This is a genomic window from Sedimenticola sp. (assembly GCF_050289425.1).
Classification (GTDB): domain Bacteria; phylum Pseudomonadota; class Gammaproteobacteria; order Chromatiales; family Chromatiaceae; genus Sedimenticola.
The window spans coordinates 83,991-110,138 of the sequence record NZ_JBNKFS010000001.1 but is presented as its reverse complement, the minus strand read 5'-3'; the positions used below and the strand labels follow the sequence as shown (position 1 = coordinate 110,138).

Annotated in this window: 20 protein-coding genes and 3 tRNA genes; 20 read left to right on the top strand and 3 right to left on the bottom strand. The window is 52.6% G+C overall.

The annotated features are described in order from the left end of the window. The first annotated feature begins 54 nt into the window (after positions 1–54). The 4 genes from trxA (at position 55) to ACQY5R_RS00535 (ending at position 2,427) form a co-directional block, all read left to right on the top strand. Entirely contained in the window at positions 55–417 is a 363-nt protein-coding gene (gene trxA / locus ACQY5R_RS00550; RefSeq protein ID WP_428603286.1) for a thioredoxin, read from the top strand. A gap of 491 nt (positions 418–908) precedes the next feature. After that, on the top strand, positions 909–1,163 hold the full coding sequence (locus ACQY5R_RS00545; protein WP_428603284.1) for a hypothetical protein: 255 nt from the start codon (positions 909–911) through the stop codon (positions 1,161–1,163). 27 nt (positions 1,164–1,190) lie between these two features. Beyond that, on the top strand, positions 1,191–1,694 hold the full coding sequence (locus ACQY5R_RS00540) for a DUF1249 domain-containing protein (protein WP_428603282.1): 504 nt from the start codon (positions 1,191–1,193) through the stop codon (positions 1,692–1,694). 256 nt (positions 1,695–1,950) lie between these two features. Next, on the top strand, positions 1,951–2,427 hold the full coding sequence (locus ACQY5R_RS00535) for an Rrf2 family transcriptional regulator (RefSeq protein ID WP_428603280.1): 477 nt from the start codon (positions 1,951–1,953) through the stop codon (positions 2,425–2,427). 174 nt (positions 2,428–2,601) lie between these two features. Here the strand turns inward: ACQY5R_RS00535 and ACQY5R_RS00530 are convergent, their stop codons facing one another. After that, positions 2,602–4,542 carry an ATP-binding protein gene (locus ACQY5R_RS00530; protein WP_428603278.1) on the bottom strand — a complete coding sequence of 647 codons (1,941 nt, stop codon included), beginning with the start codon at positions 4,540–4,542 and terminating at the stop codon, positions 2,602–2,604. A gap of 81 nt (positions 4,543–4,623) precedes the next feature. Continuing rightward, on the bottom strand, positions 4,624–5,862 hold the full coding sequence (locus tag ACQY5R_RS00525; RefSeq protein WP_428603276.1) for an HDOD domain-containing protein: 1,239 nt from the start codon (positions 5,860–5,862) through the stop codon (positions 4,624–4,626). Positions 5,863–6,181: 319 nt separating this feature from the next. Here ACQY5R_RS00525 and prmB point away from each other — a divergent pair, with 319 nt between their 5' ends. From prmB to ACQY5R_RS00460, 13 genes are all read left to right on the top strand, one after another. Further along, a complete protein-coding gene (prmB, locus tag ACQY5R_RS00520; RefSeq protein WP_428603274.1) occupies positions 6,182–7,096 on the top strand; it encodes a 50S ribosomal protein L3 N(5)-glutamine methyltransferase in 915 nt (304 codons plus the stop codon). An 8-nt stretch (positions 7,097–7,104) separates the two neighbouring features. After that, the gene (locus ACQY5R_RS00515) at positions 7,105–7,422 is read left to right on the top strand and encodes a hypothetical protein (protein WP_428603272.1); all 318 of its coding nucleotides are present in this window, start codon (positions 7,105–7,107) and stop codon (positions 7,420–7,422) included. 2 nt (positions 7,423–7,424) lie between these two features. Then, positions 7,425–8,810 carry an oxygen-independent coproporphyrinogen III oxidase gene (gene hemN / locus ACQY5R_RS00510; protein ID WP_428603270.1) on the top strand — a complete coding sequence of 462 codons (1,386 nt, stop codon included), beginning with the start codon at positions 7,425–7,427 and terminating at the stop codon, positions 8,808–8,810. 109 nt (positions 8,811–8,919) lie between these two features. Then, positions 8,920–10,485, top strand: coding sequence for a long-chain-fatty-acid--CoA ligase (locus ACQY5R_RS00505; RefSeq protein ID WP_428603268.1), 1,566 nt, complete (start codon positions 8,920–8,922; stop codon positions 10,483–10,485). 198 nt (positions 10,486–10,683) lie between these two features. Next, positions 10,684–10,768 (top strand) — tRNA-Leu (locus tag ACQY5R_RS00500). A 440-nt stretch (positions 10,769–11,208) separates the two neighbouring features. Next, on the top strand, positions 11,209–12,534 hold the full coding sequence (gene tig / locus ACQY5R_RS00495) for a trigger factor (RefSeq protein ID WP_428603266.1): 1,326 nt from the start codon (positions 11,209–11,211) through the stop codon (positions 12,532–12,534). 25 nt (positions 12,535–12,559) lie between these two features. Beyond that, entirely contained in the window at positions 12,560–13,204 is a 645-nt protein-coding gene (gene clpP, locus ACQY5R_RS00490) for an ATP-dependent Clp endopeptidase proteolytic subunit ClpP (protein ID WP_428603264.1), read from the top strand. A gap of 168 nt (positions 13,205–13,372) precedes the next feature. Then, positions 13,373–14,644: an ATP-dependent Clp protease ATP-binding subunit ClpX gene (gene clpX / locus ACQY5R_RS00485; protein WP_428603262.1), complete on the top strand. Its 1,272-nt coding sequence runs from the start codon at positions 13,373–13,375 to the stop codon at positions 14,642–14,644. 405 nt (positions 14,645–15,049) lie between these two features. Beyond that, the gene (lon, locus tag ACQY5R_RS00480; protein ID WP_428603260.1) at positions 15,050–17,500 is read left to right on the top strand and encodes an endopeptidase La; all 2,451 of its coding nucleotides are present in this window, start codon (positions 15,050–15,052) and stop codon (positions 17,498–17,500) included. Between the two features lie 359 nt (positions 17,501–17,859). Then, a complete protein-coding gene (locus ACQY5R_RS00475; protein WP_428603258.1) occupies positions 17,860–18,132 on the top strand; it encodes an HU family DNA-binding protein in 273 nt (90 codons plus the stop codon). A 12-nt stretch (positions 18,133–18,144) separates the two neighbouring features. Further along, a tRNA-Val gene (locus tag ACQY5R_RS00470) sits at positions 18,145–18,220 on the top strand. Between the two features lie 5 nt (positions 18,221–18,225). Further along, positions 18,226–18,302, top strand: a tRNA-Asp gene (locus ACQY5R_RS00465). Positions 18,303–18,377: 75 nt separating this feature from the next. Continuing rightward, on the top strand, positions 18,378–20,288 hold the full coding sequence (locus ACQY5R_RS00460; protein WP_428603256.1) for a SurA N-terminal domain-containing protein: 1,911 nt from the start codon (positions 18,378–18,380) through the stop codon (positions 20,286–20,288). 93 nt (positions 20,289–20,381) lie between these two features. On the opposite strand, the gene ACQY5R_RS00455 is transcribed toward ACQY5R_RS00460, so the two are convergent. Beyond that, on the bottom strand, positions 20,382–21,158 hold the full coding sequence (locus ACQY5R_RS00455; protein ID WP_428603254.1) for an enoyl-ACP reductase FabI: 777 nt from the start codon (positions 21,156–21,158) through the stop codon (positions 20,382–20,384). 246 nt (positions 21,159–21,404) lie between these two features. On the opposite strand from ACQY5R_RS00455, the gene ACQY5R_RS00450 reads away from it, so the two are divergent. Genes ACQY5R_RS00450 through ACQY5R_RS00440 form a run of 3 tightly spaced genes read left to right on the top strand, consistent with a single transcriptional unit; the run spans position 21,405 to position 26,007 of the window. Beyond that, a complete protein-coding gene (locus ACQY5R_RS00450) occupies positions 21,405–23,621 on the top strand; it encodes an ABC transporter substrate-binding protein (protein WP_428603252.1) in 2,217 nt (738 codons plus the stop codon). Then, a complete protein-coding gene (locus ACQY5R_RS00445) occupies positions 23,618–24,595 on the top strand; it encodes an ABC transporter permease (RefSeq protein ID WP_428603250.1) in 978 nt (325 codons plus the stop codon). The genes ACQY5R_RS00450 and ACQY5R_RS00445 overlap by 4 nt, the downstream gene beginning before the upstream one ends. Further along, a complete protein-coding gene (locus tag ACQY5R_RS00440) occupies positions 24,592–26,007 on the top strand; it encodes an ABC transporter permease (protein WP_428603248.1) in 1,416 nt (471 codons plus the stop codon). The genes ACQY5R_RS00445 and ACQY5R_RS00440 overlap by 4 nt, the downstream gene beginning before the upstream one ends. The last annotated feature ends 141 nt before the right edge of the window (positions 26,008–26,148 follow it).

Sequence of the window (26,148 nt, the reverse complement as noted above, 5' to 3'; positions counted from 1 at the left end):
AAAGTAATGATATAGTGTTTCGTAACTCTATATTTAGCGCATGAGGATTTTCCTGTGGCCGTTGTTGAATTGACCAAAGATAACTTTGAAGAGACCGTTACCAATAATGACTTTGTCATTGTCGATTTTTGGGCACCCTGGTGCGGTCCTTGCCGTTCGTTTGCGCCGACCTATGAAAAGGTTTCGGAAGATCATCCTGATATCGTTTTTGCCAAGGTCAATACGGAAGTGGAGCAGGAGATCGCCGGACATTTCCAGATTCGCTCCATTCCCACCCTGATGATATTCCGCGAGAAAGTGATTATTTTCAGCCAGGCAGGGGCTTTGCCGGAGGGTGGGTTCCGTGATCTTGTGCAGAAGGCCGGTGAACTGGATATGGCAGAGGTGCATCAGCAGATTGAGCAAGAGAACGCCTGATCAGACTTTGCTTACAGGTATAACGAAAAGCCGGCTATATGCCGGCCTTTCTTTTTTTACATTCGGTGGTTTTGTCTGTGAATCAAAGCGCCAGGCGGGTGTTCTGGGTCTGTTTGCTATAGTGTTGGAAAGCGATGCTGCGTGAAACGAATGGCGTCCGCGTAATCTCAGATATTTGTCATTTGGTATGATGAAGTGCAATTTGCTGTAAATATGAAGAACAGGGTGTATTAATGGCAATTCAAAAAACAGCGAAAAAAAGAGTTAGGAAAACAACATCAGGCAATCTGAAAAAAACGCGTAGAGTCCGGACAAAGCGGGCCAGTAGTGAAGACGCTTCAGTATCAGTTGCCAGCGCCGATACAGGTAATAATAAAGCCCGACGTGGACGACCTGTATCGATTGAGGGGTTGAAAAATAGACTGGAAAAGTTACAGGAATCATTGCAAAAAGAGCGGCTGAGGCGAAGGAAACAACTGGGTGATGCACGTGTGAAGATCAGTACCCTCACCGTCGAAAAACGGGTACTCAAACAGTCATTGCGTGAGGTGAATAGCCGCCTCGGTGAAATAGAGGCGGAGCGAAAAAAGGCACTCCGGGATGCTGAGCGACAGCAGCGGCTGGAAGAGGCGAGGAACCTTGCCGTCGCCCAGTTTTTAATGAAGTGGGACGAAAAGCAGAGACAATCCAAAATCAAGCATAAGCGCAAGGGCAAACGTGGGCCCGGCCGTCCACGGAAATCTTGAAGCGAGAAACGGCTACCGATCATGCAGATGAAATATCTCATACACAGACCTGACTATCCCTGGAGCTTGAAACAGCTGCTGTCAGGCAAACCGACGGTGGGTTGGTTGATGGATCTGTGTGAAGAGAATTACCACTATCTGATGCGGTTGGCGCCGGATTTACGGAATATGCAGGGACGCTATCGGTCTCGTTTAGATAGTGCCATGGACCTCTACCTGGAGATTCTGGAGCAGACTCCCTACACCAGCCTGCTACATCTGACCTACTATTTTGACCACGAGTCGGAACAGTTGCCCGATCCCGATGCCACGATCAGAATCTACCATGATTCGCGCCAGGCAGAGGTATTAAACCTTAAACAGCATGTGCTTCCGTTAAATAAGGGTTTTATTCGCCCGACCCTTGAACAAAAATGGAAAATCAGTCTGTTTCTCTCCAAGTGGCTCTCCTTCTCTGTCAGGCAAGGTCACTGCTTTTCGTCCGGTCATGCGACACCGGCCCGGACACAAAAGTGTCTTTTACCCGTCTGACCAGGCGCCTTTCCACCGTGCCAACCCCCTAGTTCTCTTCGATTGATGCATTTTTTGGCGGCTGTTTTGCGTTGCCTGTAAAAGCAATCTGTACTGTTAACTAACTGTATTTCAACTGAAAAGTTGACGCTGTTGGCAGATTGCCCGGTATCCGATTGGAGTCAATCCAATAAATGTTGACAATTTCCATAGGAAAATGATAGTTTTATAACCAAGTAAAGAAGTAGGTAATTATTCACCAGGCGGAACTGTAACTATGAGACTATCGACCAAAGGGCGCTACGCCGTAACTGCAATGTTAGACCTTACCCTCAACGGAAGTGACGGGCCCGTTACGCTGGCTGAGATTTCCGAAACTCAGGGTATCTCCCTCTCCTATCTGGAACAGCTGTTTGCAGCGTTACGCAGCAAACAACTGGTTAAAGGCGTACGTGGACCGGGTGGTGGTTATTACCTGGGTCGTGAGGCCGATGAGATATCTATTGCAGACATCATTTGCGCTGTTGATGAGTGGGTGGAGTTTACCCGCTGTGGCGGGAATCGTGACTGTCAGGATGGTAAACGTTGCCTGACGCATAATCTGTGGGATGATCTCAGTAATGAGATTTTTTCATTCTTGCAGAGTATCACGCTGGCTGAGTTGGTCGAGCGTGGTGGTTTGAAGGAGCAGGGGTGCCGAAAGGAACAGAACAAAGAGCCCATCATGCCACAGGCGGATACCGCTGCCGCATGATCTGATTTAGATTCCAGCGCTGTGCAAAGCGTCAAAGGCCGCCCGTTAGGGCGGCTTTTTTTTGTCTAGGGATGACTGGCCGCGGATGGATTTGGGGTATATGCGTAAAATATCAAGCGTACAGAAAGGCCGTGAGCGCTTGATCAATCCTGCGGCGTAAAGGAAAGGGCGTGGTTATAGCAGCGGTAATAGCAGATTTACCGTGGTACCCCGTTGCCTGTCGGAGGTAATGGCGATCTCTCCACCATGAGCTTCAATAATACGTTTGACGATGCTAAGTCCCAATCCGGTCCCGTGTGCCTTGGTGGTAAAAAACGGATTGAATAACTGTGAGAGATGTTCTTCCGGAATCGGTTCGCCCTGATTGGTAACAGAAACTTTCAGCAGTCGGGCGACGCCTTCCCGGTCTAGATGCCAGTATATGGTTTCGCCGGTTCCCGCTGCATCACAGGCATTTTTGGCGAGATTCAGGAAAACCTGTATCAGTCTGTCCTGATCACCCAGAATTTTTAAATCGGTGTCATTGGCGGTTAACTCAAACTGCAACTGCTTTTCTTGTACTAACTCATTATGTGTCTCAAACAGCTGTTTAAGAAGCTGTTTGATATTTATGGTCTCAAGCCGGAGTTGGAGCGGTTTGGCATAGAGTAGGATCTCTTCCAGCAACCGCGCCATGCGTTCGGCCTCCTTCTGAGCCAGTTGCGCCCGTTTTACTGCCGATCCAGGGAGTTCGCTACCCTGAAAATAGTCCAGCGCCATGCTGATCGTCGACAGCGGACTGCGTATTTCATGGGCAATTCCTGATGCAAAGCCACCGATGGCGGCAAGTCGGGAATGCTCTGCCAGTTTGACGGTTTTTCCGAAACTGTGAGTGATCAGGCCGGCAATATTGGTCAATAATTCCAGATGTTCCGGGGTGTAGGCGTCTGGATTACGGGTACCAAATGCCAAAATGCCGGGAATCGGACTGGCATCGGTGATAGGGAGAAAAATCGCGTCCTGGATTCCTTCATCCACCAGATGGTTGAGGAACTGGAAGTCGGGATTGTTACTACCGGTGGCAGACATATTGGGTATATGCAGCGGCTCGCCTGACTCCAGCGCCTTGAGTAACAAGGTGTTTGTTAACGGATAGCGGTTGCGCAAGGCGATTTCCGGTTGTCCGTCCCGGTAGCTCCCCTCTAGAACAATGGTGTTGTTGTCACAGGCGACAAACAGTGCTCCAACCCAGTCCAGTGGCAATAGACTGGAAAACTCTTGAGCTACAAAACCGAGCGTTTCATTCAGGTCTGAACCTTGCTGCAATTGGTCAATCAATCGAAAGATGGCGTGCAGTCGCCTTGAGAGGGTATTGAATGAACCTGTCATCAGGGCCAGTTCATTGTCGCTGGTAATCGGTACCTGATAACCAAAATCCCCTTGCGCCACCTTCTGGAAACCATTGACGGCGTAACGCAGGGGCTTCAATACGGCAAGGTAAAACCAGGCGAATACCCCGATGGTGATCAATACCGCGGAAAACAGCAGGCTGATATGGAGTTGGTAAACCTGTTGCAACCGCTGGTCGGTTTGGCTCTGTATCTTGGAAAGCAGGATATTGATTGAGGCGATCAGGGGGGCGTTATAGTGGGCGATATAATCGGCTGCCTCATCCAGACGAGGCATGCCGTTATCATTGCCGAGTGCGTGGATGATACCACCGCGAAAATCCTTCCAAATCTCCTCTACAGTCGCTACCGCTTGTTTTGCGTCGGGTGTCAGATCGGGTTGGAACTTGTCGCTAAAATCTGTCAGTGCGGGAGGGAATTCAGCCAACATGAAGCTGTTGGTAATGGTATCGAGCATCTCTATCTGGGCGTGCAGAGCGCTGTAATAGAGCTTTACGTCACGTTCATAGCTGCTGCTGTCCTGAGGAATATTCATGGCGTAATTCATCCCGAGTGAAACGAGGTTCTGTGCGGTCTGCTCAAGGCGGGATGTGATATTCAGCAGAACGTTGTAGCTCTGTTGTTCGTTCAGCGCGAACATGCTTAGCATGAAAATGGACCCAAACAGCAGCATGATCAGCACCAGTGCGGCGGCGATCTGGGTTTTAAGCATTTTGAGCAGTTTCATGGCGGTTTGTTATGACTTCTTCCGGCTATCTACACAGCTTATAGCAGAGATTTGGCTGGGGTATCCAGGTTTAATGGTTGTTTAGCCGCCTTCGAGCAGCTCCTCTATTGCGCTAATCTCTTTCTCTGCTTCGTTGATGATTGAGATAGAACTCATCGGATTGAGCTTGCCTTGGGCAATTTTATGAAATGCCGGTGTCAGGTCAGGTGAAGGCACTTGCTGCATCGATTGGGTGCCGATATGGGAGAACAGTTGTGCCACGATTACCAGGTCGCTGTAAGTGGCGGGTTGGTCGGTCTGCCGGAACCACTGATCACAATGCAAAACGGTATCGATGGCACTTTGCGGAAAATTCCAATTGCGCAGGATAAGGGCTCCCAGCTCGGGTTTGAGGGCATCCACTACGCTATCCAACTTTTGGGTATCGTCCAACAGTTGCGGATAATCGGCAGCGGCAATCAGGAGAGGAATAGCCCCGATGTCATGGATCAAGCCGGCTAACATTGCCTGATCGGGAACCAGCCCGGGTGAAAGCCGGGCGAGGATGTAAGCAATGGCGGCAACGCGCCGGCTGTGACGCCAGAGATGCTTCATCCGCTGCTGGATCAAAGGGGAATCGGTTGTGAACAGATTCTTCAGGACAAAGCTGGTGACCAGGTTCCGGGTATTGGCATAACCCAGGCGGGTAACCGCATCGCGGCAGTGAATGATCTTCTTTTCACCGCCAAATGCCGGGCTGTTTGCGGTGCGTACCAGACGTGCCGCCAGTGGCGGATCGGCAGAGATGATGCGCGCCAAGTCGTCACTGCTACTGTTGGGATTATCGACGGCGCGACCTATTTTAACAGCGATCTCCGGCATGCTAGGCAATTCGTATCCGCCCGCCTGAATTTGTTGATAGAAGGTCATGTAGAGGGTGTCTTCTAAGTCATCCTCTTTCAGTTCAATGCCGGAACCTGTCTGTTGTCGGCTCGTCCACCAACAGGCATAGATACTATCGATCAGTTCACGGGGAAGTCGTAGCAGTTTCACTTTGCCGTCACAGGTGGCCCCACTGGCCCCGAATGGACCGGGTGCCACCAGCGGGCTGTTCGCAGGAGTTGTTCCCGCTTCCACCACTCGATGGGTGCCGTCTGTAAGTTGGAGTGATACGCGACCTTTCAACAGGTAACCGGTGTCTTGTGTAGCCGCGTCTGCGTAAAGATCTTCACCCGGCTCAAGGTTTTCAGTCCAGGCTTGTTGGCCGATATAACCGAGAACGATTTCAGGTAGCCCACACAATGGGATCAGGCGGCTGAGTTGTGAGACTGGAATAGACACGTGCTCTGAATACTCGGTTGACAATAAAAACCATCCCTATTGCGGGGTTTGAATGTTTAGCGGCAAATTGATTCTTCGCTTTAGGTGTCGGGGATCGGTTCAGTAACGGAGCGAAGACAGCCATGTAAACATAAATTGAAGTGCCACTTGACCGCTATTGTCGCCGTCAAACCGGATAATGTCACTTGCTGACCACCCTTTTCGGCCTCATCCGCAAAGGGGCAGGCTGTGTCTTGGTCAACTCACCGAACAGTTGCGATCGTTTCCCGCGGGAAACCAAATAGGCTATCATTCACGCTCTTCTTCTGGTGGTCTAAACATGGCTGATACGATTGAGAATCTGAATACCCTGAGGGATTTTATTCGTTGGGGGGCCAGTCGATTTATTGAGGCGGGTCTCTATTTCGGTCATGGGACGGATAATCCTTTTGATGAGGCGATCAGGCTGACGCTGCATGCGCTCTATCTGCCGCAGGAGATACCGCCTGCCTACCTCGATGCCAATCTGACTCCGGATGAGAAAGAACGGGTATACGCGCTATTTCAGGAACGCATCATCCGGCGCGTACCCGCCGCCTACCTGACGCATGAGGCGACTTTTGCCGGCCTTGATTTTTACATCAATGACCAAGTGCTGGTGCCCCGCTCGCCGATTGCCGAGCTGATTGAGGCGCGTTTCGAGCCTTGGATCCAATCAGAGACGGTGAGTCGGGTGCTGGATCTCTGCACCGGCAGCGGTTGTATAGCTATTGGCTGCGCCTACGCCTTTGAGGAGGCGGATGTGGATGCGGTGGATATTTCAGCGCAGGCGCTGGAGGTGGCAGCCATCAATATCGAGCGCCACAATCTGGAAGACCGGGTAGAAGCGATCCGGTCCGATCTGTTTGACGGGCTGCGTGGGCGCCACTACGACATTATTGTCAGCAATCCGCCCTATGTCAGTCAGGAAGAGATGGCGACCCTCCCGGATGAGTATCATCAGGAGCCGGCATTGGGTCTGGAGGCCGGTGAGGAAGGGCTGGATATTGTCTGCCGTATCCTGCGGGAGGCTGCCGATTATCTCGAACCCGAGGGTATCCTGGTGGTCGAAGTGGGCAATAGCGAGTATGCGCTGGTGGAGCGATTTTCCGAGGTTCCCTTTCTCTGGTTGGAGTTCGAGCGTGGCGGACACGGGGTATTTCTGCTCACCGCCGAGCAGTTGAACGAATATCAAGACGTATTTGATGAAGGATAGGCAATAACATGGCGATACAACGTGCACGCACTGCGCAAGAGTATGCGGAGTGGGTCAAGCAGGCCAAATTTGAAGTAGGCGATTTGAAAGAGTGTCTACTTTACGAGATGGAAGAGATGACCACATTTCCCGCATATCTGGAGCCGCTGGAGCGCGGCATCAACGAGCTCTATGACGCGATGTGCAACGGCACCTACGCTTTTGGACGGGAAGATCTGCCGTTTATCGAGGTGGCGAATCGTCATGGAGATGAGATTCCCTTCCATATTCTTTTGCAACAGATCAACGAGACCCATCGCCGGGGACTCGATGTAAGTGAGGATTAATCATGGATCAATCACTGGTATTTGATCTGGACCTGATCAACAAGTACGACTATGCCGGACCAAGGTATACCTCTTATCCCACCGCGCCCCAGTTCCACGACGGGTTCGGCGAGGCGGAATACCGGCTGGCGGCTGCCGCCACCAATGAACAGGGTGGGCCGTTGTCGCTCTATTTTCATATTCCGTTCTGCGACACCATCTGTTTCTACTGCGCCTGCAACAAGATTGCTACCAAAGATCGCAGCATGGCGGCGACTTATTTGGATCGGGTACATAAAGAGATCGCCATGCAGGGCGCGATCTTCGACAAGAGCCGGGTAGTTGAACAGTTGCACTGGGGAGGTGGTACACCCACCTTTATCAGTCACCAGGAGATGCAAGATCTGATGCGGGTGACCGGTGAGCACTTCACCCTGGCCGATGATGATACCGGTGAATATTCGATTGAGATTGATCCGCGTGAAGCGACGGCAGAGACCATTCGCACACTCCGCGAAGTGGGCTTCAATCGCCTGAGCTTGGGTGTACAGGACCTGGATGACCGGGTACAGAAGGCGGTAAACCGTATTCAATCTGAAGCGGAGACCATGGCGGTGCTGGAGGCGGCCCGTGACAATGGTTTCCGTTCGGTCAGTATCGACCTGATCTATGGATTGCCGTTTCAGACGGTCGAGAGTTTTGCCAAGACACTGGACCGGGTAATCGAGGTGGGGCCGGACCGCCTTTCTGTCTTCAACTATGCCCATCTGCCGGAGCTGTTCAAACCGCAGCGGCGCATCAATGAGCAAGATCTCCCGGCTCCCCAGGTGAAGCTGGATATCCTGCAGATGGCGATCGAGCATCTCACCCGTGCGGGTTATATCTATATTGGTATGGATCACTTTGCCCGCCCGGATGATGAGTTGGCCGTGGCTCAGCGCGAAGGAACCTTGTATCGGAATTTCCAGGGTTACTCTACCCACTCGGATTGTGATCTGGTGGCGATGGGTGTGACATCAATCGGTATGGTCGGTAACACCTACAGCCAGAACGAGCGCGGCCTCGACCAGTATTACGGTTGTATCGATGCCGGTAAATTGGCGGTATTCCGCGGTATCGAATTGTCAGGTGACGACTTGATCCGGCGTGATGTGATTACCCGTCTGATTTGTAATTTCGTATTGGATTTCAACGCCGTTGAGCAGGCGTGGGGTATACATTTTCACGACTATTTTGCCACGGAACTGGAGCGTCTCCCGGGTATGGTTGCGGACGGGCTGATAGCGATGGATAAGCAGGGTATTCGGGTGCTGCCACGGGGCCGTCTGCTGATTAGGAATATCTGTATGGCTTTCGATCGCTATTTGTCAGCCGGTGCGCAGCAGAAAAACTTCTCCAAAGTAATCTGATTTCCCGCTTGATCCGGGCTTCAGGGACGAAGCCGGAGAATAGGTTCCATTGCATCAAACATGGTCAGGTTTTATCCTGCGCTATCTCTTAGCAGCAGGAAAACTGGATATGACAGTAGCGACACCCTCGATCCCGGAGATGATGCGTTCCACCGCCAAGCGTTTTGGCGATCAACCGGCCATTCTATTTACCGAAAATCAGGTGACCTTTACCGAGGTCGACCGGCAATCCGATGGTATCGCCGCGGCACTGGCCGAACAGGGTGTCGTCAAGGGTGATCGGATCGCCCTTTACTGTATCAATTCCGCCGAGTTTGCCATCGCTTATGCCGGTATCGTGAAGGCGGGTGCGGTGGTGGTTCCGGTCAATCTGCTGCTGAGTCCGCGCGAGATTCTCTATGTCCTTAACGATGCCGGCGTCAGTGGCCTGTTTTATCATCAGGTGATGGCGGCCGGTGTCGGGGCATTCCGCGATGAATTGCCGGGATTACGCTTTGCTGTCTGTATCGGAGGTGAAACATCTGGCGCCGATGATTGGCAATTCGAAACGCTTTGCCAAAGTCAGGCGCCTGTCCCCCGGCCGGATTTTGATGCGACGGAGGATCTGGCGGCGATTCTTTACACCTCAGGCACCACTGGCCACCCTAAGGGGGCCATGCTGACCCATCGCAACCTGGTGTCCAACAGCTTTAGCGTCAAGACGGCGCTGCAGTTGCGTCCCGGACAAGACCGACTGTTAGTGGTTTTGCCCATGTTTCATTCGTTCGCTGCCACTGTCGGGACGCTGACGCCACTGATGCATGGTCTGAGTTTGGCGCCGGTAGCCAAATTTGATCCGGTTGTCGTGTCTGAAGTGATCGAGTCGGTAGGGGCGACGGTATTCCTCGGGGTGCCCAGTATGTACAACGTGCTGTTGCGTCTGCCGGATGAGCAGGTTGGCCGATGGGCAAGCATACGCTATTGTGTTTCCGGTGGGGCGGCCATGCCGGAGGCGATCATGCGTCAGTTTGAAGAGCGTTTCGGCGTGCCGGTATGTGAAGGGGATGGTCCGACAGAGTGTTCCCCCGTTACCTGTGTTAATCCGATAGACGGGGTAAGAAAGTCCGCCTCTGTCGGCTTGCCGGTGCCGGACGTGGCGATGGCGATTTTTAATGAAGCGGGTTCGCCGTTGGGAATCGATGCGATTGGCGAGATCTGTGTCAAGGGACCCAACGTAATGAAGGGGTATTGGAATCTACCCGAGGCCACGGCGGAGAGTTTTTTCGGTGCCTGGGTCAGAACAGGTGATCTGGGTTACATCGATGCGGACGGTTATGTCTATATCGTCGATCGCAAGAAGGACATGATTATCGTGAACGGTATGAATGTCTACCCACGTATGGTGGAGGAGCTGCTCTATACTCACCCGGCGGTACTGGAGGTGGCGGTTGTGGGGGAACCGAGTGAGTTGCACGGTGAAATTCCTGTTGCCTATGTGGTGCTAAAAGAGGGAGAGACGGCCTCTGTCGGGGACATTAAAAGTTTTTGTCGGGATAACCTGGGAAGGCATGAGGTGCCGAGAAAGGTGGTTTTGCGTCCCGTTCTGCCAAAGAACGCGGCAGGAAAGATCCTTAAACGCGAGTTGAGAAAGAGTGGAGAGCTTGAGCGCGGTATCGACAGCCGTGATATGCCCTAACAAACTAGGGAGCAGGCGTGCGATCAGTTTAGTTTGAATGGGATTAGACATGGACGGGGCGATCGGTATAATGCCCTGCTTCGTTCGCCGTCGTGTTAGGGGTTGGGTGAGTTCCTGGTTGTGGTGATCGCTAACATGACTCACTCGGGCTGATTGATTGACCCTCCCCAATGGGGCTCTCTATAATCAGCGCATTATGCCGTCCTGGTGGAATTGGTAGACACGCCAGATTTAGGTTCTGGTACCGCAAGGTGTGGGAGTTCAAGTCTCCCGGACGGCACCATCTTTCCTGTTCGAGCCCGTTGAACGGCAAGCTGTTTCGCATGGATGGCTTTTTATTCTTGTTGGCTTCCTCCATGTTTGGGTTACACGTCTGGTATTCCTGGAGGTTGGTTCCCGATTTCTCTTCGCTTCTGACGCCCCCAAGTTAAAATACGCTTTAATATAGGTTGTTTTTAGGTACAATAGCCGGCTTATTTGCAAGCGGTAGCGTGCGGTTCTATCCCGTTGTAAGTTATCTAAAACACTTGATTTACATGGGGTTAGCGTCTGTATTCTGCAGGGCGGTGGGTATGCCGGGGCACAAATCAAGGCTGCATTCGGTTGCTGATCGGTTCGTTTACCCCCCTGACCGGGGTTCACTTTATGGTTATCGCCTACGCGGTAACCTCTTTTAACTAAAGACAGAGGAATGGCAGTAGAACCTGCCAGAAGAGGTTTTTCATGCAAGTTTCGATTGAATCGAGTGAAGGGCTTGAGCGTCGTATGACAGTTGAACTCCCTGCCGAAAAGGTAAATGCGGCAGTGGAGAAGCGGCTGAAAGAGATTGCACGGACCGTCAGATTGGATGGTTTTCGCCCGGGTAAGGTGCCTCTGTCGGTAGTACGCAAACGTTTCTCTAACGATGCCAAACAGGAAGTGTTCGGTGATCTGGTGCAATCCAGCTACTTTGAAGCGCTGATGCAGGAGAAACTAAATCCCGCTGGTGAGCCGTCAATCGAGCCTGTTGAGAAAGGCACCGATGATGGCATGGCCTATGTGGCGGTGTTTGAGGTTATGCCTGAGGTGACGCTGAATCCCCTGAGTGATGTAACGGTGAAGCGTCCGGTGGTGGAAGTGACCGATGCGGATCTGGAAGAGATGGTTGAGAAACTGCGTAAGCAGCGGATTACCTGGAATGAAGTGGAGCGCGAGGCCCAGGAAGGGGATCAAATCACAATCAACTTCAAGGGATTTATTGATGGCGAGGCCTTTGAAGGGGGCTCGGCCGAAGGTGTTCCGCTGGAGTTGGGATCTAACGGAATGATTGAAGGATTCGAAGAGGGATTGGTCGGCGCCAAGGCCGGAGAAGCCCGTACTTTGGAACTGACCTTCCCGGAAACCTATCATGCCGAAAAGCTGGCCGGTAAACCCGCCACTTTCGAGGTTGAGGTTACCAAGGTTTCTGAAGCGGTACTGCCAGAGGTGAATGAAGATTTTATCAAGGCGTTTGGCATTACCGAAGAGGGTGTGGACGGTTTCTATAAAGAGATTCGTGCCAATATGACGCGTGAACTGGATGACAAGATTCGCGGTCTTGTTAAGGAGCAGGCGATGGATGCCCTGCTGCAGGTAAATGCGTTGGAAGTTCCGAAGGCTATGGTGCAGCGAGAAGCGCAGGTGCTGTTGCAGCAGACCAAGGCCAATCTGGCCCAGGGCGGCCAGGGCAACAACATCAATTTGCCGATTGAGTTGTTTGAAGACCAGGCGAAGAAACGTGTTACCCTTGGACTCATTATTGCCGAGGTTTTAAGTAGTAATAATATAGAGTTGGATGAAGATCGCGTACGCCAGAAGATTGAGCAGTTTGCCCAATCGTACGAAGATCCCCAGCAGGTTATCGATTACTATTACAACAACAAGGAGCAGCTCTCTGGTATTCAGAACTTAGTTCTAGAAGATCAGGTGGTGGATTGGGTGCTCGATCAAGTCAAGGTCGAGGATACCACTCAGGGCTTTGATGAGGTGATGAACCCCAAAGCACCGGAAGCCGAAGCTGCTGACGAATAAGGACAGGTTAAAGGATCAATTCAGCATGACCGATATACGCAATATGGGTGGATTGGATACAACAAATCTGGGACTGATCCCGATGGTGGTCGAGCAGACCTCCCGGGGCGAGCGTTCTTACGATATCTACTCGCGACTGCTCAAGGAGCGCGTCATTTTCCTCGTCGGTCAGGTAGAGGACAACATGGCCAACCTGATTGTGGCGCAGTTGTTGTTTCTGGAATCGGAGAATCCGGATAAAGATATCCACATCTATATCAATTCTCCCGGTGGTTCCGTGAGCGCCGGTCTGGCTATCTACGACACCATGCAATTTGTCAAACCCCACATCAGTACCATGTGCATCGGTCAGGCGGCCAGTATGGGAGCGCTGCTGCTGGCGGGTGGTGAGAAGGGTAAACGCTATTGTCTGCCCAACTCAAGGATGATGATTCATCAGCCCTTGGGCGGCTTCCAGGGTCAGGCAACGGATATAGAGATCCATGCCAAAGAGATGCTGCTTATACGTGATAAGTTAAACCACATTATGTCTACCCACACCGGTCAGTCGTTGGAAACTATCTCCAAGGATACCGACCGTGATAATTTCATGAGTGGTGAGGATGCTGTCGCTTACGGATTGATCGACAAGGTCTTGAGTCGACGTCCGGATGGTGCTGAAACGGCATAATAGCTATAACTTGTTGTAATTGTTTGGAAAGTATAATTTTTCCTAATCAGTTCTCAGCGCGCTTTATCGGACGTTTTGGCGTGTTGGGGGTTGTAATGAAGTTCGATCAGCCTTATACATTATTTATGATTGAGAGCGGGTTGACTGAGATACCGAGAGGAAGGCTTCATGGGTGATGACAAGACAAGAGGCGATGACGGCAAATTGCTCTATTGCTCGTTCTGCGGGAAGAGTCAGCATGAAGTGCGTAAACTCATCGCCGGTCCATCGGTATTCATCTGCGATGAATGTGTAGAACTGTGTAATGACATCATTCGTGAGGAGATGCAGGAAGGCAGTGTAGAAACTGCCGGTAAACTGCCGAAACCGCACGAATTAAATGCACTGCTTGATCAGTATGTGATCGGCCAGGCGCGGGCAAAAAAGGTACTTTCCGTTGCTGTATACAACCACTATAAGCGGCTGGATACCAGTAAAAACAAGGACGATATCGAGATTGCAAAGAGCAATATTCTCCTGATTGGTCCAACGGGTTCCGGTAAGACGCTGTTGGCGGAGACACTTGCGCGGATGCTGAATGTTCCCTTCACCATTGCTGACGCTACCACCCTCACGGAGGCGGGTTATGTTGGTGAAGATGTCGAGAATATCATTCAGAAACTGCTGCAGAAGTGCGACTACGATGTGGAGAAGGCCCAGACGGGCATTGTCTATATCGACGAAATCGATAAAATTTCGCGCAAATCCGACAATCCTTCCATTACCCGTGATGTGTCCGGTGAGGGTGTGCAGCAGGCGCTGTTGAAGCTGATCGAAGGTACGGTCGCCTCGGTTCCGCCCCAGGGCGGCCGCAAGCACCCCCAGCAAGAGTTCCTGCAGGTGGATACCTCCAATATCCTGTTTGTGGTAGGCGGGGCTTTTGCCGGTCTCGACAAGGTTATCCGAAACCGTTCCGAAAAGGGCGGGATTGGTTTCTCTGCTGAGGTGCACAGTAAGGACGTTTCGCGCAAGGTCGGTGAAGTCCTGACCAGCGTAGAGCCGGAAGACCTAATCCAGTACGGTTTGATTCCCGAGTTCGTCGGTCGTTTGCCGGTGGTGGCCACGCTGGAGGAGTTGGATGAAGAGGCGTTGGTGCGGATTCTGACAGAACCTAAAAATGCCCTGGTAAAACAGTATCATAGGCTGTTTGAGATGGAAGATTGCGAACTGGAATTCAGAACGGATGCCCTGTCCGCCATTGCACGTAAAGCCATGGAGCGTAAAACCGGCGCGCGTGGCCTGCGAACCATTATGGAGCAAGTGCTGCTGGATACCATGTACGACTTGCCTTCGCTGGAAAATGTCTCCAAAGTGGTGGTTGATGAGTCGGTTATCACTGGCGAGAATGACCCTTATATCATTTATGAGGGTGGGGAAAAGAAGATGGTGGCCGCTGATTGACCCTCTGCTGAGATCCGCCGGTTGATAGAGTAGTGTCTGTTCTGTCGGCTGGTTACCAAGAACCGCTGTCCGGATGATCGGTCAGCGGTTTTTTATTTGGGGGATATTCGATATGCATAAGTCTGCACAGGCGCCATTTCCGCTAGCCGCCTTTTTCGGTGGGGTCCTGTTATTTCCATGCTATTGACAATATTATTGCTTCCTTCTGGAGATGAAGCCCTATTCCCTTGTAAAGACCATTGCTTATCGCCTTGAAATATTCTCCATAAACCCCCACCATCCATTAACGGCAGAATCTTGATGTGCCGCCACCAATTTCGCACTATTGGATGAGACCACCGTTTGACGCGTGATTCAGTCGTGTCATCGACTAACCAATAGGCCGCAACAGAAGGAGTACCCTCAATGGGTCAAGATGATACGAATACTACGCGGATAGCCTCTTCCTCCACAAAAATTCCGGTGCTGCCATTACGGGATGTGGTGGTCTATCCACATATGGTCATTCCGCTTTTCGTTGGCCGTGAAAAGTCAATCAAAGCGCTGGACGCGGCTATGCGGGAAGACAAGCAGATTATCCTGGTAGCGCAGAAGAGTGCAGAGACCGATGAGCCTGCGGTGGCGGATATGCACGGAGTCGGCACTTTGGCGAATATCCTGCAATTGTTAAAACTGCCGGATGGTACCGTAAAGGTATTGGTAGAGGGTGGTTCGCGCTCCTCGTTACGGGGTATCTCCGACTCCGAGGGTTATTTTTCGGCGGAGTTCTCTCGCATAGATGACATTTCCCCGGATGATGAACGGGAGTTGGAAGTGTTGATGCGCTCAGCTGTTGCGCTGTTTGACCAGTACGTAAAGCTGAATAAAAAGATTCCCCCTGAAGTGCTAACATCGCTCTCCAGTATCGAGTCACCCAGTCGCTTGGCGGATACCATGGCCGCCCACATGTCGTTGAAACTGGATGAGAAACAAAATGTTCTGGAGATGGCCAATATCGGTGATCGTCTGGAACATCTGATGAGTTTGATGGAGGCCGAGAATGATCTGCTGCAGATGGAAAAGCGGATTCGCGGCAGAGTCAAACGTCAGATGGAAAAGAACCAGCGCGAGTATTATCTGAATGAGCAGATGAAAGCGATCCAGAAAGAGTTGGGTGAAATGGATGAGGCGCCCAACGAAATTGAGGACCTGGAAAATCGCATCGAATCAGCCGGGATGCCGAAAGAGGCGAAGAGCAAAGCGCAGGCAGAACTGAATAAACTTAAGTTGATGTCGCCCATGTCGGCCGAAGCTTCTGTAGTGCGTAACTACATCGATACCTTGGTCAATGTTCCCTGGAAAAAACGCAGCAAGATAAGAAATGATCTGAAGGCGGCTGAGGATGTGCTGGAAAAGGATCATTACGGTTTGGAAAAAGTGAAGGAACGCATTATCGAATATCTGGCCGTACAGCAACGAGTGCGAAAATTGAAGGGGCCGATTCTCTGCCTGGTGGGACCACCTGGCGTGGGTAAAACTTCGGTCGGACAATCCATTGCGCGAGCCACCAATCGTAAATTTATTCGAATGGCGCTGGGTGGCGTGCGTGATGAAGCGGAAATCCGCGGTCATCGGCGCACCTATATTGGTGCGCTGCCAGGAAAGATAATTCAGAATCTGTCAAAGATCGGCACACGCAATCCACTGTTCCTGTTGGATGAAATCGACAAGATGGCGATGGATTTTCGCGGTGATCCGGCTTCCGCTTTGCTTGAAGTGCTGGACCCGGAACAGAACCACACCTTTGCCGATCATTACTTGGAGGTGGACTTTGATCTCTCCGAAGTGATGTTTGTGGCGACCGCCAACACGCTGAATGTACCCGCCGCCTTGCTGGATCGTATGGAGGTCATCAGGCTGTCCGGCTACACCGAGGATGAGAAGGTCAATATCGCCATGCGGTATCTGGTACCAAAACAGATCGAAAACAATGGATTGAAGGCCAGCGAGATTGTATTTAGGGAAGCGGTAATCCGCGACATCATCCGCTATTACAGTCGTGAGGCCGGTGTGCGAAATCTGGAACGTGAAATCTCCAAAATCTGTCGCAAAGTGGTCAAGGACATCCTGTTAACCAAGTCGGGCAAGAAGGTGGTTGTTACGCCGGCAAGTCTCGATAAGTATCTGGGTGTTAAGCGTTTCAGATATGGCGAAGTCGAAGATTATGATCAGGTTGGGCAGGTGACCGGCTTGGCCTGGACAGAGGTGGGAGGTGAGCTGTTAAAGATTGAGACGGCTCTAGTGCCCGGCAAAGGGCGCTTGACTCACACCGGCCAATTGGGCGATGTGATGCAGGAGTCGATCCAGGCGGCCATGACAGTGGTCAGAAGTCGTGCCACAGCATTGGGCATTGAAAGCGATTTCTATCAAAAACTCGATGTGCATGTGCATGTGCCTGAAGGTGCAACCCCGAAGGATGGGCCCAGTGCCGGTATCAGCATGTGCACCTGTCTGGTGTCTGCATTGACACAGATACCGGTCAGAGCCGATGTCGCGATGACTGGTGAGATAACACTCAGGGGTGAGGTGCTACCTATCGGTGGCCTTAAAGAGAAGCTCCTGGCTGCTCACAGAGGCGGCATTAAGACGGTGATCATACCGGAAGAGAATGAACGTGATTTGGTAGAGATACCGAAGAATATCAAACAGCATCTCGATATAAAGCCGGTACGTTGGATTGAGCAGGCTTTGGAAATAGCGTTAGTGCATATGCCTACGCCATTGCAGGAACAGAGCGACATCGCAGAGGTAGCAAAGAGTAAGCCACGTACGGCGAAAAAGGCCGTAAAGAAGGGCGGTGGCCTGACTCGCCATTGATTATTCGAGGCGCGATTAATCACAAATGCAAAAGAGATGGTGCAGGATCAAACTAATCGGTTTCTTCCTGCACTGCTCTGTTGTAGCAGACTGGATTGTTCTATTCTGTGACTAAACAATGAGTTGTCCGGTCTAGTGAATAAATTGTCTCAGCACTTGCTTTTTTATTATTGATGATTGAGGCAGATATTCCTCTGGAAACCGCATTAAATTAGGCTTTTGGGACTTGTTTGCTTGACACTTCTTCTGGGCCACTGGTATAAATTGACCCCGTTTCGCACACCTGCAACGGTAGCCGATAAAGTATTTTACCCACGCTGTTCACAGCGTTTTTTTATAACCATTAGGGGAGACGATTAATGAATAAGACGGAACTGATCGATGCGATGGCAGATTCTGCAGACATTTCCAAAGCAGCCGCCGGACGTGCACTGGATGGCATGATTGCAGCCATTACTGAGGCACTGAAAAACGGGGATCAAGTATCAGTCATCGGGTTCGGTTCCTTCTCCGTGCGTGAGCGAGCTGCACGTACTGGTCGGAACCCACAGACCGGCGCTACCATCGAAATCAAGGCATCTAAAAATCCATCGTTCAAGGCTGGTAAAGCCCTGAAGGATGCCGTAAACTAGCGCGCCTTCAGCGGGTGCTTAGCTCAGCTGGGAGAGCATCGCCCTTACAAGGCGAGGGTCGGGGGTTCGATCCCCTCAGCACCCACCATTTACGGAGCGGTAGTTCAGTTGGTTAGAATACCGGCCTGTCACGCCGGGGGTCGCGGGTTCGAGCCCCGTCCGCTCCGCCAGAGGTGAGAAGACGCGGGGTATCCTTGGATACCCCGTTTTCTTTTACTATCCAAATATTCGGATTCAGGTACGTCATGCTTCAGTCCATCAGGGAACGCGCCCAGGGAGTGATCGCCTGGTTCATTGTTATCCTCATCAGTGTGCCTTTCGCACTCTTCGGCATTAACTCTTATCTCGGTGGCGGTTCTGAACCTGTTGCCGCGACGGTTAACGGACAAGAGATCACGCAGCGTGAGTTTGAAGAGGGGTATCGCGATTTCCGGACGAACCTACGTCAACGGCTGGGCGACAATTACCGTCCGGAGCTGATTGACGAAGCCAAGTTACGGCAGGAAGTGCTTCAGCTCATGATTCGCAACAATCTGTTGATGCAGAAGTCCGAGGAGATGGGACTGCAGGTGGGTGATGACTTGGTGAGACAGGTTATCGGCTCGCTTCCCGGGTTCCAGGTGGATGGACGGTTTAACCAAGATGCCTATGAGAGCGGAGTTCGAGTACAAGGTTTGACCCCGGCCGGATTCGAACAGCAGATTCGTCGTGGGTTGATCAGTTCGCAGCTCTCAAAGGCGGTTACCGGTTCTGAATTTGCGACGCAATCAGAACTAAATCGTCTGGTAGCATTGAGACTGCAACGACGCGATTTTGAATACCTGACCTTGCCGGCGGCCAATTTCCTGAGTGGTGTCGAGGTCAGTGATGACGAGGTGGCTACTTATTACGCCGCCCATCAAAATGACTTTATGGCTCCCGAGCGCGTCAAGATACGTTATCTCGACCTGGATGTGGCCGGTATCGCCAAGACCTTAACGGCGGATGATGAGGCGCTGCGTGCTTACTACAATGAGAACCAGTCTCACTACAAAAGTACCGAACAGCGCCGTGCCAGCCATATTTTGATCCCGGTGGAAGAGGGCAGCGATGACGCGGCTGTGGCGAAGGCAAAGGCGGAAGCCGAGGCGATACTGAAGCGGGTGCGTGGAGGTGAGGATTTTGCTGCAGTAGCCAAGGCGGAATCCAAGGACCCCGGCTCGGTGGAAGAGGGCGGCGATCTCGGGTTCTTTGAAACGGGAGTGATGGAGCCGGCATTCGATGCCGTCGTATTCAAACTGCAGCCTGGTGAAATCAGCGATTTGGTGCGTACCCCGTTCGGTTTTCATATTATTAGGCTGACCAAGATTTTAGGTAAATCATTTGAAGATGTACGGAACGAGGTCCAAAAGGACTATTTAAAAGCTGAAGCGGAACGAATATTTTACGAATATGCAGAACGGTTAGGTAATATTGCCTATGAAGAGCCGGATAGTCTTCAGCCAGCGGCCGATGCCTTGGGCATCGAACCGAAAGAGAGCGACTGGTTTAGCCGTGATGGCGGGCAGGGAGTACTCGGCGCACCCAAAGTCATCGCAGCGGCGTTCAGCGAGGATGTCTTGGTTTCCGGGCACAACAGCGAGGCGATCGAGCTGACGCCGGAGCATATTCTGGTGTTGCGTGTGGTGGATCATGAAGAGGCGTCTATCCGGTCGCTGGATCAGGTCAAGCAGGCGATACAGGATAAGTTGCGGGTTGAAAGCGCTATTAAAAAGGCCAAGCAAGAGGGATCGGAGCTGGTTAGCAAGTTGACAAAAGGCGCAACGCTGGCGGAAATCGCCACTGAAAAAGGGGTGAAGGTCGAAGCACGTAAAGTGATCAGCCGCGATGCCCAGGATGTGCCGGCAGACTTGGTCAAGCAGTTGTTCCTGATGGCGCGTCCCGAGGGCGATGCTCCCGTTTATGGTCAACTGGCCATGGTGAGCGGCGATCTGGCACTGATAGCGCTGCATACTGTGACGGACGGTACCTTGGCAGATGCCAACGAGCTGGGCGGTGATGCTGCCTTGAAGAATGCCTTGATCCAGTCGCGCGGGAAGAGCTATTTTCAGCACTTGCAAGGCAATCTGCGTACGACGGCCGATGTCGTTATCGAAAAAGAGTCGACGGACAACTAATCGTTCATTAATAAGAAAAGCCGCTTGCTCCTTTGTCGGGACAAGCGGCTTTTCTTGTTTGAGGAACCGCTGATTAAGTCGGCGGCTATCGGTTTAGGCCATACCTACGATGTGGTAACCGGAGTCCACATACAGGATGTCACCGGTGATTCCGGATGCCAGGTCGGAACAGAGGAAGGCCGCCGCATTACCAACCTCTTCAATGGTCACGTTGCGACGCAGTGGATTCTTCTTCTCCGCTTCCGAGAGCATTCCCTTGAAACCACTGATTCCGGACGCGGCCAGGGTACGGATCGGGCCCGCAGAAATGGCGTTGACCCGGGTGCCCTCTGGCCCCAACGAGTCGGCTATGTAGCGCACGCTGGCCTCCAGACTGGCTTTGGCGATGCCCATTACATTGTAATGGGGAATGGTGCGTACCGCTCCGAGGTAACTCATGGTGATCAAGGCGCCGTTGCGTCCTTGCATCATGGTCCGGCCTGCTTTGGCCAACGCGGCAAAACTGTAGGCGCTGATGTCGTGGGCGATGCTGAATCCTTCGCGGGTGACGGCATCGATATAGCTGCCTTCAAGCTGATCACGCGGTGCAAAGCCGACCGAATGTACGATGCCATCCAAACCATCCCAACGCTTGCCCAGTTCGGTGAACACGGACTCAATCTGTTCGTCAGAGGTCACATCCAGCGGTAGGACGATGTCTGAATCCAGTTCGGCGGCCATCTTCTGTACCCGCTCCAGTAGTTTGTCACCTTGGGCGGTAAAGGCGAGTTGCGCGCCTTCACGATGCATGGCTTGAGCGGTGCCCCAGGCGATGGAGCGATTACTGGCTACTCCGACGATGAGGATGCGTTTGTCTTGTAGGAAACCCATTTGAAATCCTTAACACTTCGACTGATAGAAAGATTGAATACACCGGACCTTATGCTCGCCGGGCTGCTCTAAGGTACCGGAAAAGCGGCGACTGGAAAAGAACCCGACGGTTTTTTGTTGGTCTGTTCTAATATATGCTGCTGTTCAAGATGGTGGCTTTATCGGCGGTGAGTCGGTTTGATCAAAACCCTGCCAAGTGATCCACTTCGGCGTGAACCGGATCCCACGGAGTGATTTATAAAAACAATGCGACACCTGAGGAGACAAGTAGTACAGGCAGCGTGCGGGCGGACGAGGTGCAAACTTCTGTTGCTTGTCGCGCTGTTCGGGGTATTGCTCAGCGGTTGTGGCGAGCGGGCCTGGAATGCCCCTTATCCTCTCAGCGAATCCAAATCCAACACCTTCTTCAGTTCGTTTTCCGAACGCCCCAAACACCTGGATCCCGCCCGCTCCTACGCGGCCAACGAGTACGCCTTTATCGCCCAGATTTATGAACCACCGCTGCAATATCACTTCCTGAAACGACCCTATCAACTGGTGCCTTTGGCCGCCCAACAAGTACCGGTACCGCAATTTTTTGATCAAGCCGGACAGCTGTTGCCGGATGATGCGCCGGCGGACCGGGTTGCCTTCAGCGACTATGAGATACAGGTTAAACCGGGTATCCGTTATCAGCCCCATCCGGCGCTGGCAACCGCGGCGGACGGTAGCTATCGCTACCACCATTTGACCGAGGCCGAGGTGGAACGGGTCAACACCCTGGCGGATTTTCCGGATACCGGTACCAGAGAGGCGACGGCAGAGGATTACATCTATCAGATCAAGCGCTTGGCCAATCCCAAGCTGCATTCACCCATTGCCAGTATCATGGGGGAGTATATTGTCGGTTTTAAAGAGTTTGGTAAAACGCTGGCGGCGGCTCAGGAGCAGCAGTCGCAATCAACCGGAACCCGTAACGGCTTTATCGATCTGCGCGACTATCCCCTGGCGGGCGTGACCCAGTTGGATCGCTACCGCTTCAAGGTGCGACTAAGGGGAAAGTACCCTCAATTCATCTACTGGCTGGCCATGACCTTTTTCGCCCCCATGCCCTGGGAGGCGGATCTGTTTTACAGTCAACCGGGCCTGGCTAAACACAATATCAGTCTGAACTGGTATCCGATCGGTACCGGGCCTTTTATGCTTACGGAGAACAATCCGAATTTGCGCATGGTGTTGCAACGTAATCCCAATTTCCACGGCGAGGCATATCCCGCGGAGGGAGAGCCGGAAGACCGGGAGCAGGGCCTGCTGGATGATGCCGGCCGGCCGCTGCCGCTGATCGATAAGGCGGTTTACAGTCTGGAAAAAGAGGGGATACCTTTCTGGAATAAATTTCTACAAGGTTATTACGACACCTCCGGTGTCAGTTCGGACAGTTTTGATCAGGCGGTCAAGTTTGGCTCCGGCGGTGAAGCCAATTTGACACCGGAGATGTTGGCAAGGGGTATCAAGCTGGCGACCGCCGTGGAAACGTCGATCTTTTATCTAGGCTTCAACATGGCCGATCCGGTAATTGGCGGCGATTCCGAACAGAACCGGTATCTGCGACAAGCTATCTCGATCGCAGTCAATTTTGAAGAGTATATCTCGATCTTCAGGAACGGGCGTGGGGTGGTGGCGCAGAGCCCGCTGCCGCTGGGGATCTTTGGTAGTCGGGATGGACCGGAAGGGATCAATCCGGTGGTATTTGATGTGGTGAACGGCAAACCGCAACGCAAACCCCTCGAACAGGCGCGGGCGCTGATGGTGAAGGCAGGGTATCCCAACGGCATCAGCAGCAAGACCGGTAAACCCCTGGTGCTGAACTATGAATCGGCCTCCGCCGGACCGGACAGCAAGGCACTCCTCAACTGGATGCGTAAACAGTTCAAGCAGTTGGGGATCCAGTTGGTGATTCGGGCTACCGACTACAACCGTTTTCAGGAGAAGCTGCGCAAGGGTACCGGGCAACTGTTTATGTTCGGCTGGAATGCCGACTACCCGGATCCGGAGAATTTCCTGTTTCTGCTCTACGGTCCCAATGGCAAGGTGGATCACGCGGGCGAAAATGCGGTCAATTATAACAATCCGGAGTTCAATGCCCTGTTTGATAAGATGAAAAATATGGAGAATAGCCCTGAGCGACAGCGAATCATCGACCGTATGGTGGATATCCTGCGCCGGGATGCCCCCTGGATCTGGGGTTTTTATCCCAAAGCCTTTTCGCTGTACCACGGCTGGTACGGGAATGTGAAACCCAATCTGATGGCCAACAACACCCTCAAGTACAAACGTATCGATGGTGAAGCGCGCAGTCGGCAGCAGCAGGGATGGAATCCACCCGTTGTATGGCCGCTGATTCTGCTAATGCTGGCGCTGGTGGCCAGTGCCATTCCGGCAGTATTGGTCTATCGACGCCATGAGCGGAGTGCGGCCCGATGATCGCCTACATTATTCGTCGGATTCTCTATGCCATCCCAATCCTGATCGGGGTGAATGTCCTGACCTTTGTGCTATTTTTCGTGGTCAACTCACCGGATGACATGGCCCGTATGAACCTGGGCATGAAGCGGGTGACGGCGGAAGCGATCGAGACCTGGAAGGCGGAGCGGGGCTATGACAAGCCGCTGTTGATCAATAGCAGTCGCCAGGGCGTAGCGCAGTTCACCGACACCATCTTTTTTCAGAAATCCCTCAAACTGTTCCAGTTTGATTTTGGTACTTCCGATAGCGATCGGGACATCGGTTATGACATCTCTCAGCGGATGTGGCCGAGCCTGGCTATCGCTATACCGGTATTGATGGTCGGGCTTTTGGTGAATATCACTTATGCCCTGTTGATCGCCTTTTTTCGTGCGACCTATATCGATATCTGGAGCGTGGTGCTGTGCGTGGTGATGATGTCTGTTTCCGGGCTGTTTTATATTATTGGTGGCCAGTATCTGGTGAGTAAATTGCTCCATTTGGTACCCATCTCCGGCTACGATACCGGCTTCGCTTCCATCAAGTTTCTGGTGCTGCCGGTCCTGATTGGCGTGGTGGGAGGGATCGGTGCCGGGACACGTTGGTACCGCACGCTGTTTCTGGAAGAGATCAACCGGGATTATGTCCGTACGGCTCGCGCCAAAGGCTTGTCGGAAGGTGTGGTGTTGTTCCGACATGTACTGAAAAACGCCATGATACCGATATTGACCGGGGTAGTGGTGGTGTTGCCGCTGCTGTTCATGGGCAGCCTGATCACCGAGTCGTTCTTCGGCATCCCCGGTCTTGGCAGCTACACCATCGATGCCATCAACCGGCAGGATTTCGCCATTGTCCGCTCCATGGTCTTCCTCGGGTCGGTGCTCTATATCCTCGGTCTGCTGTTGACCGATATCTCCTATACGCTGGTTGACCCGCGGGTGCGCTTGTCATGATGGGCGGGTTGGTGGTTTTATGGACCGACGCGCTGGTCTTCCTGTTGCTGTTTTTTGCCGTCGCATTCGGCATCTACGCGGCGGGGAAAGAGCACCTGCGCGGACCCTGGCGGTTGGTGCTGCGCAGCCGGATCGGTATCGCTACCCTGGTGATACTGAGCTTCTATGTACTGGTCGGGTTGCTGGATTCGATCCACTTCGAGCCGACGTTGACGACAGATCAGCCTGCAGCTGGCCAAGTGCAGTCGATCGAAGTGGTCAGCTTGTTTGACCGTCTGGTACAGCCACTTAGGGAGCGTCAGGAAAAGACTTATTCGGCCCCGTTGGCCACTCATCTGTACGCCAAGGAGAATATCGAACTCGCGGACGGCCGGGTGATCCGGGATTTTCCACGGCTGAAATACGGCGGCGCCCACTTGGTGGATCCGCAACGGGATTGGGCTCAGGACGTCGTGCGCCTGAGTATGATCGGCGTGATCAAAGGGCTGGTTGTGACTCTGGTGATGGCCAACATCCTGTTTGCCCTGCTGGCTGCCAGCCGGCCCGGGGGATTCGCCGGCGCGGCCAGGGAGGTGTTGACCGGCAAAAGCGAAATCCCCTGGCGTACCGCGCTGATTACCCTGGGCTTATTGCTGATGCTGCTACTCTGGGCGGTGGAGTTGTCCGGCCATTATCACCTGCTCGGTACCGACAAGGTGGGTGAGGATGTGTTTTATCAGGCATTGAAGAGCATCCGCACTGGATTGCTGATCGGCACCCTGACTACCCTGGTGATGCTGCCTGCCGCCATCCTGTTGGGTATCATGGCTGGCTACTTCAGGGGGTGGGTGGATGACATGATTCAATACACCTACACCACGCTTAACTCCATCCCCGGTGTGCTGTTAATTGCGGCGGCGATTCTGATGCTGCAGATCTACATGAGCAACCACGCGGACGAATTTAACAGTTTGGTGGAACGGGCCGATCTGCGCCTGCTGTTCCTCTGTATCATCCTCGGTGTCACCAGTTGGACTGGATTGTGTCGTCTGTTGCGGGGCGAAACGATGAAACTGCGTGAGGTCGATTACGTGCAGGCGGCGGTCGCCTTTGGTGTGGGGCATTTCCAGATTATTTTACGTCACATACTGCCCAATGTGCTGCACATCGTGTTGATCACTGTGGTGCTGGACTTTTCCGGCCTGGTGCTGGCGGAAGCGGTGCTCTCCTATGTCAATATAGGCGTTGACCCCACCATGAACAGTTGGGGCAATATGATCAATAGCGCACGTTTGGAGATGGCCCGGGAACCGGTGGTCTGGTGGTCGCTGATGGCTTCGATGATCTTTATGTTTACCTTGGTGTTGTCGGCCAATCTGTTTTCCGATGTGGTGCGGGACGCCTTTGACCCGCGTCTGCGCAGTTCCCGCTGATCCGCCATAGGGTCTGTTAACACTAACGGTATCATGCCTGCTGTGGCCATTTTTTTGCGCAGCAAGGCAAAAGGAGTGAAGTGTATTGAGCATACATGAGCGACTGATAACGCCGCTGGGCGGAAAAATGGCCTCAGCCCT

Bases quoted from the DNA above. Each gene is read 5' to 3' on its own strand.
- ACQY5R_RS00540 (WP_428603282.1), top strand. From the start codon at position 1,191: ATGAAATATCTCATACACAGACCTGACTATCCCTGGAGCTTGAAACAG.
- ACQY5R_RS00535 (WP_428603280.1), top strand. From the start codon at position 1,951: ATGAGACTATCGACCAAAGGGCGCTACGCCGTAACTGCAATGTTAGAC.
- ACQY5R_RS00530 (WP_428603278.1), bottom strand. From the start codon at position 4,542: ATGAAACTGCTCAAAATGCTTAAAACCCAGATCGCCGCCGCACTGGTG.
- prmB (WP_428603274.1), top strand. From the start codon at position 6,182: ATGGCTGATACGATTGAGAATCTGAATACCCTGAGGGATTTTATTCGT.
- ACQY5R_RS00515 (WP_428603272.1), top strand. From the start codon at position 7,105: ATGGCGATACAACGTGCACGCACTGCGCAAGAGTATGCGGAGTGGGTC.
- hemN (WP_428603270.1), top strand. From the start codon at position 7,425: ATGGATCAATCACTGGTATTTGATCTGGACCTGATCAACAAGTACGAC.
- ACQY5R_RS00505 (WP_428603268.1), top strand. From the start codon at position 8,920: ATGACAGTAGCGACACCCTCGATCCCGGAGATGATGCGTTCCACCGCC.
- tig (WP_428603266.1), top strand. From the start codon at position 11,209: ATGCAAGTTTCGATTGAATCGAGTGAAGGGCTTGAGCGTCGTATGACA.
- clpP (WP_428603264.1), top strand. From the start codon at position 12,560: ATGACCGATATACGCAATATGGGTGGATTGGATACAACAAATCTGGGA.
- clpX (WP_428603262.1), top strand. From the start codon at position 13,373: ATGGGTGATGACAAGACAAGAGGCGATGACGGCAAATTGCTCTATTGC.
- lon (WP_428603260.1), top strand. From the start codon at position 15,050: ATGGGTCAAGATGATACGAATACTACGCGGATAGCCTCTTCCTCCACA.
- ACQY5R_RS00475 (WP_428603258.1), top strand. From the start codon at position 17,860: ATGAATAAGACGGAACTGATCGATGCGATGGCAGATTCTGCAGACATT.
- ACQY5R_RS00460 (WP_428603256.1), top strand. From the start codon at position 18,378: ATGCTTCAGTCCATCAGGGAACGCGCCCAGGGAGTGATCGCCTGGTTC.
- ACQY5R_RS00455 (WP_428603254.1), bottom strand. From the start codon at position 21,158: ATGGGTTTCCTACAAGACAAACGCATCCTCATCGTCGGAGTAGCCAGT.
- ACQY5R_RS00450 (WP_428603252.1), top strand. From the start codon at position 21,405: ATGCGACACCTGAGGAGACAAGTAGTACAGGCAGCGTGCGGGCGGACG.
- ACQY5R_RS00445 (WP_428603250.1), top strand. From the start codon at position 23,618: ATGATCGCCTACATTATTCGTCGGATTCTCTATGCCATCCCAATCCTG.
- ACQY5R_RS00440 (WP_428603248.1), top strand. From the start codon at position 24,592: ATGATGGGCGGGTTGGTGGTTTTATGGACCGACGCGCTGGTCTTCCTG.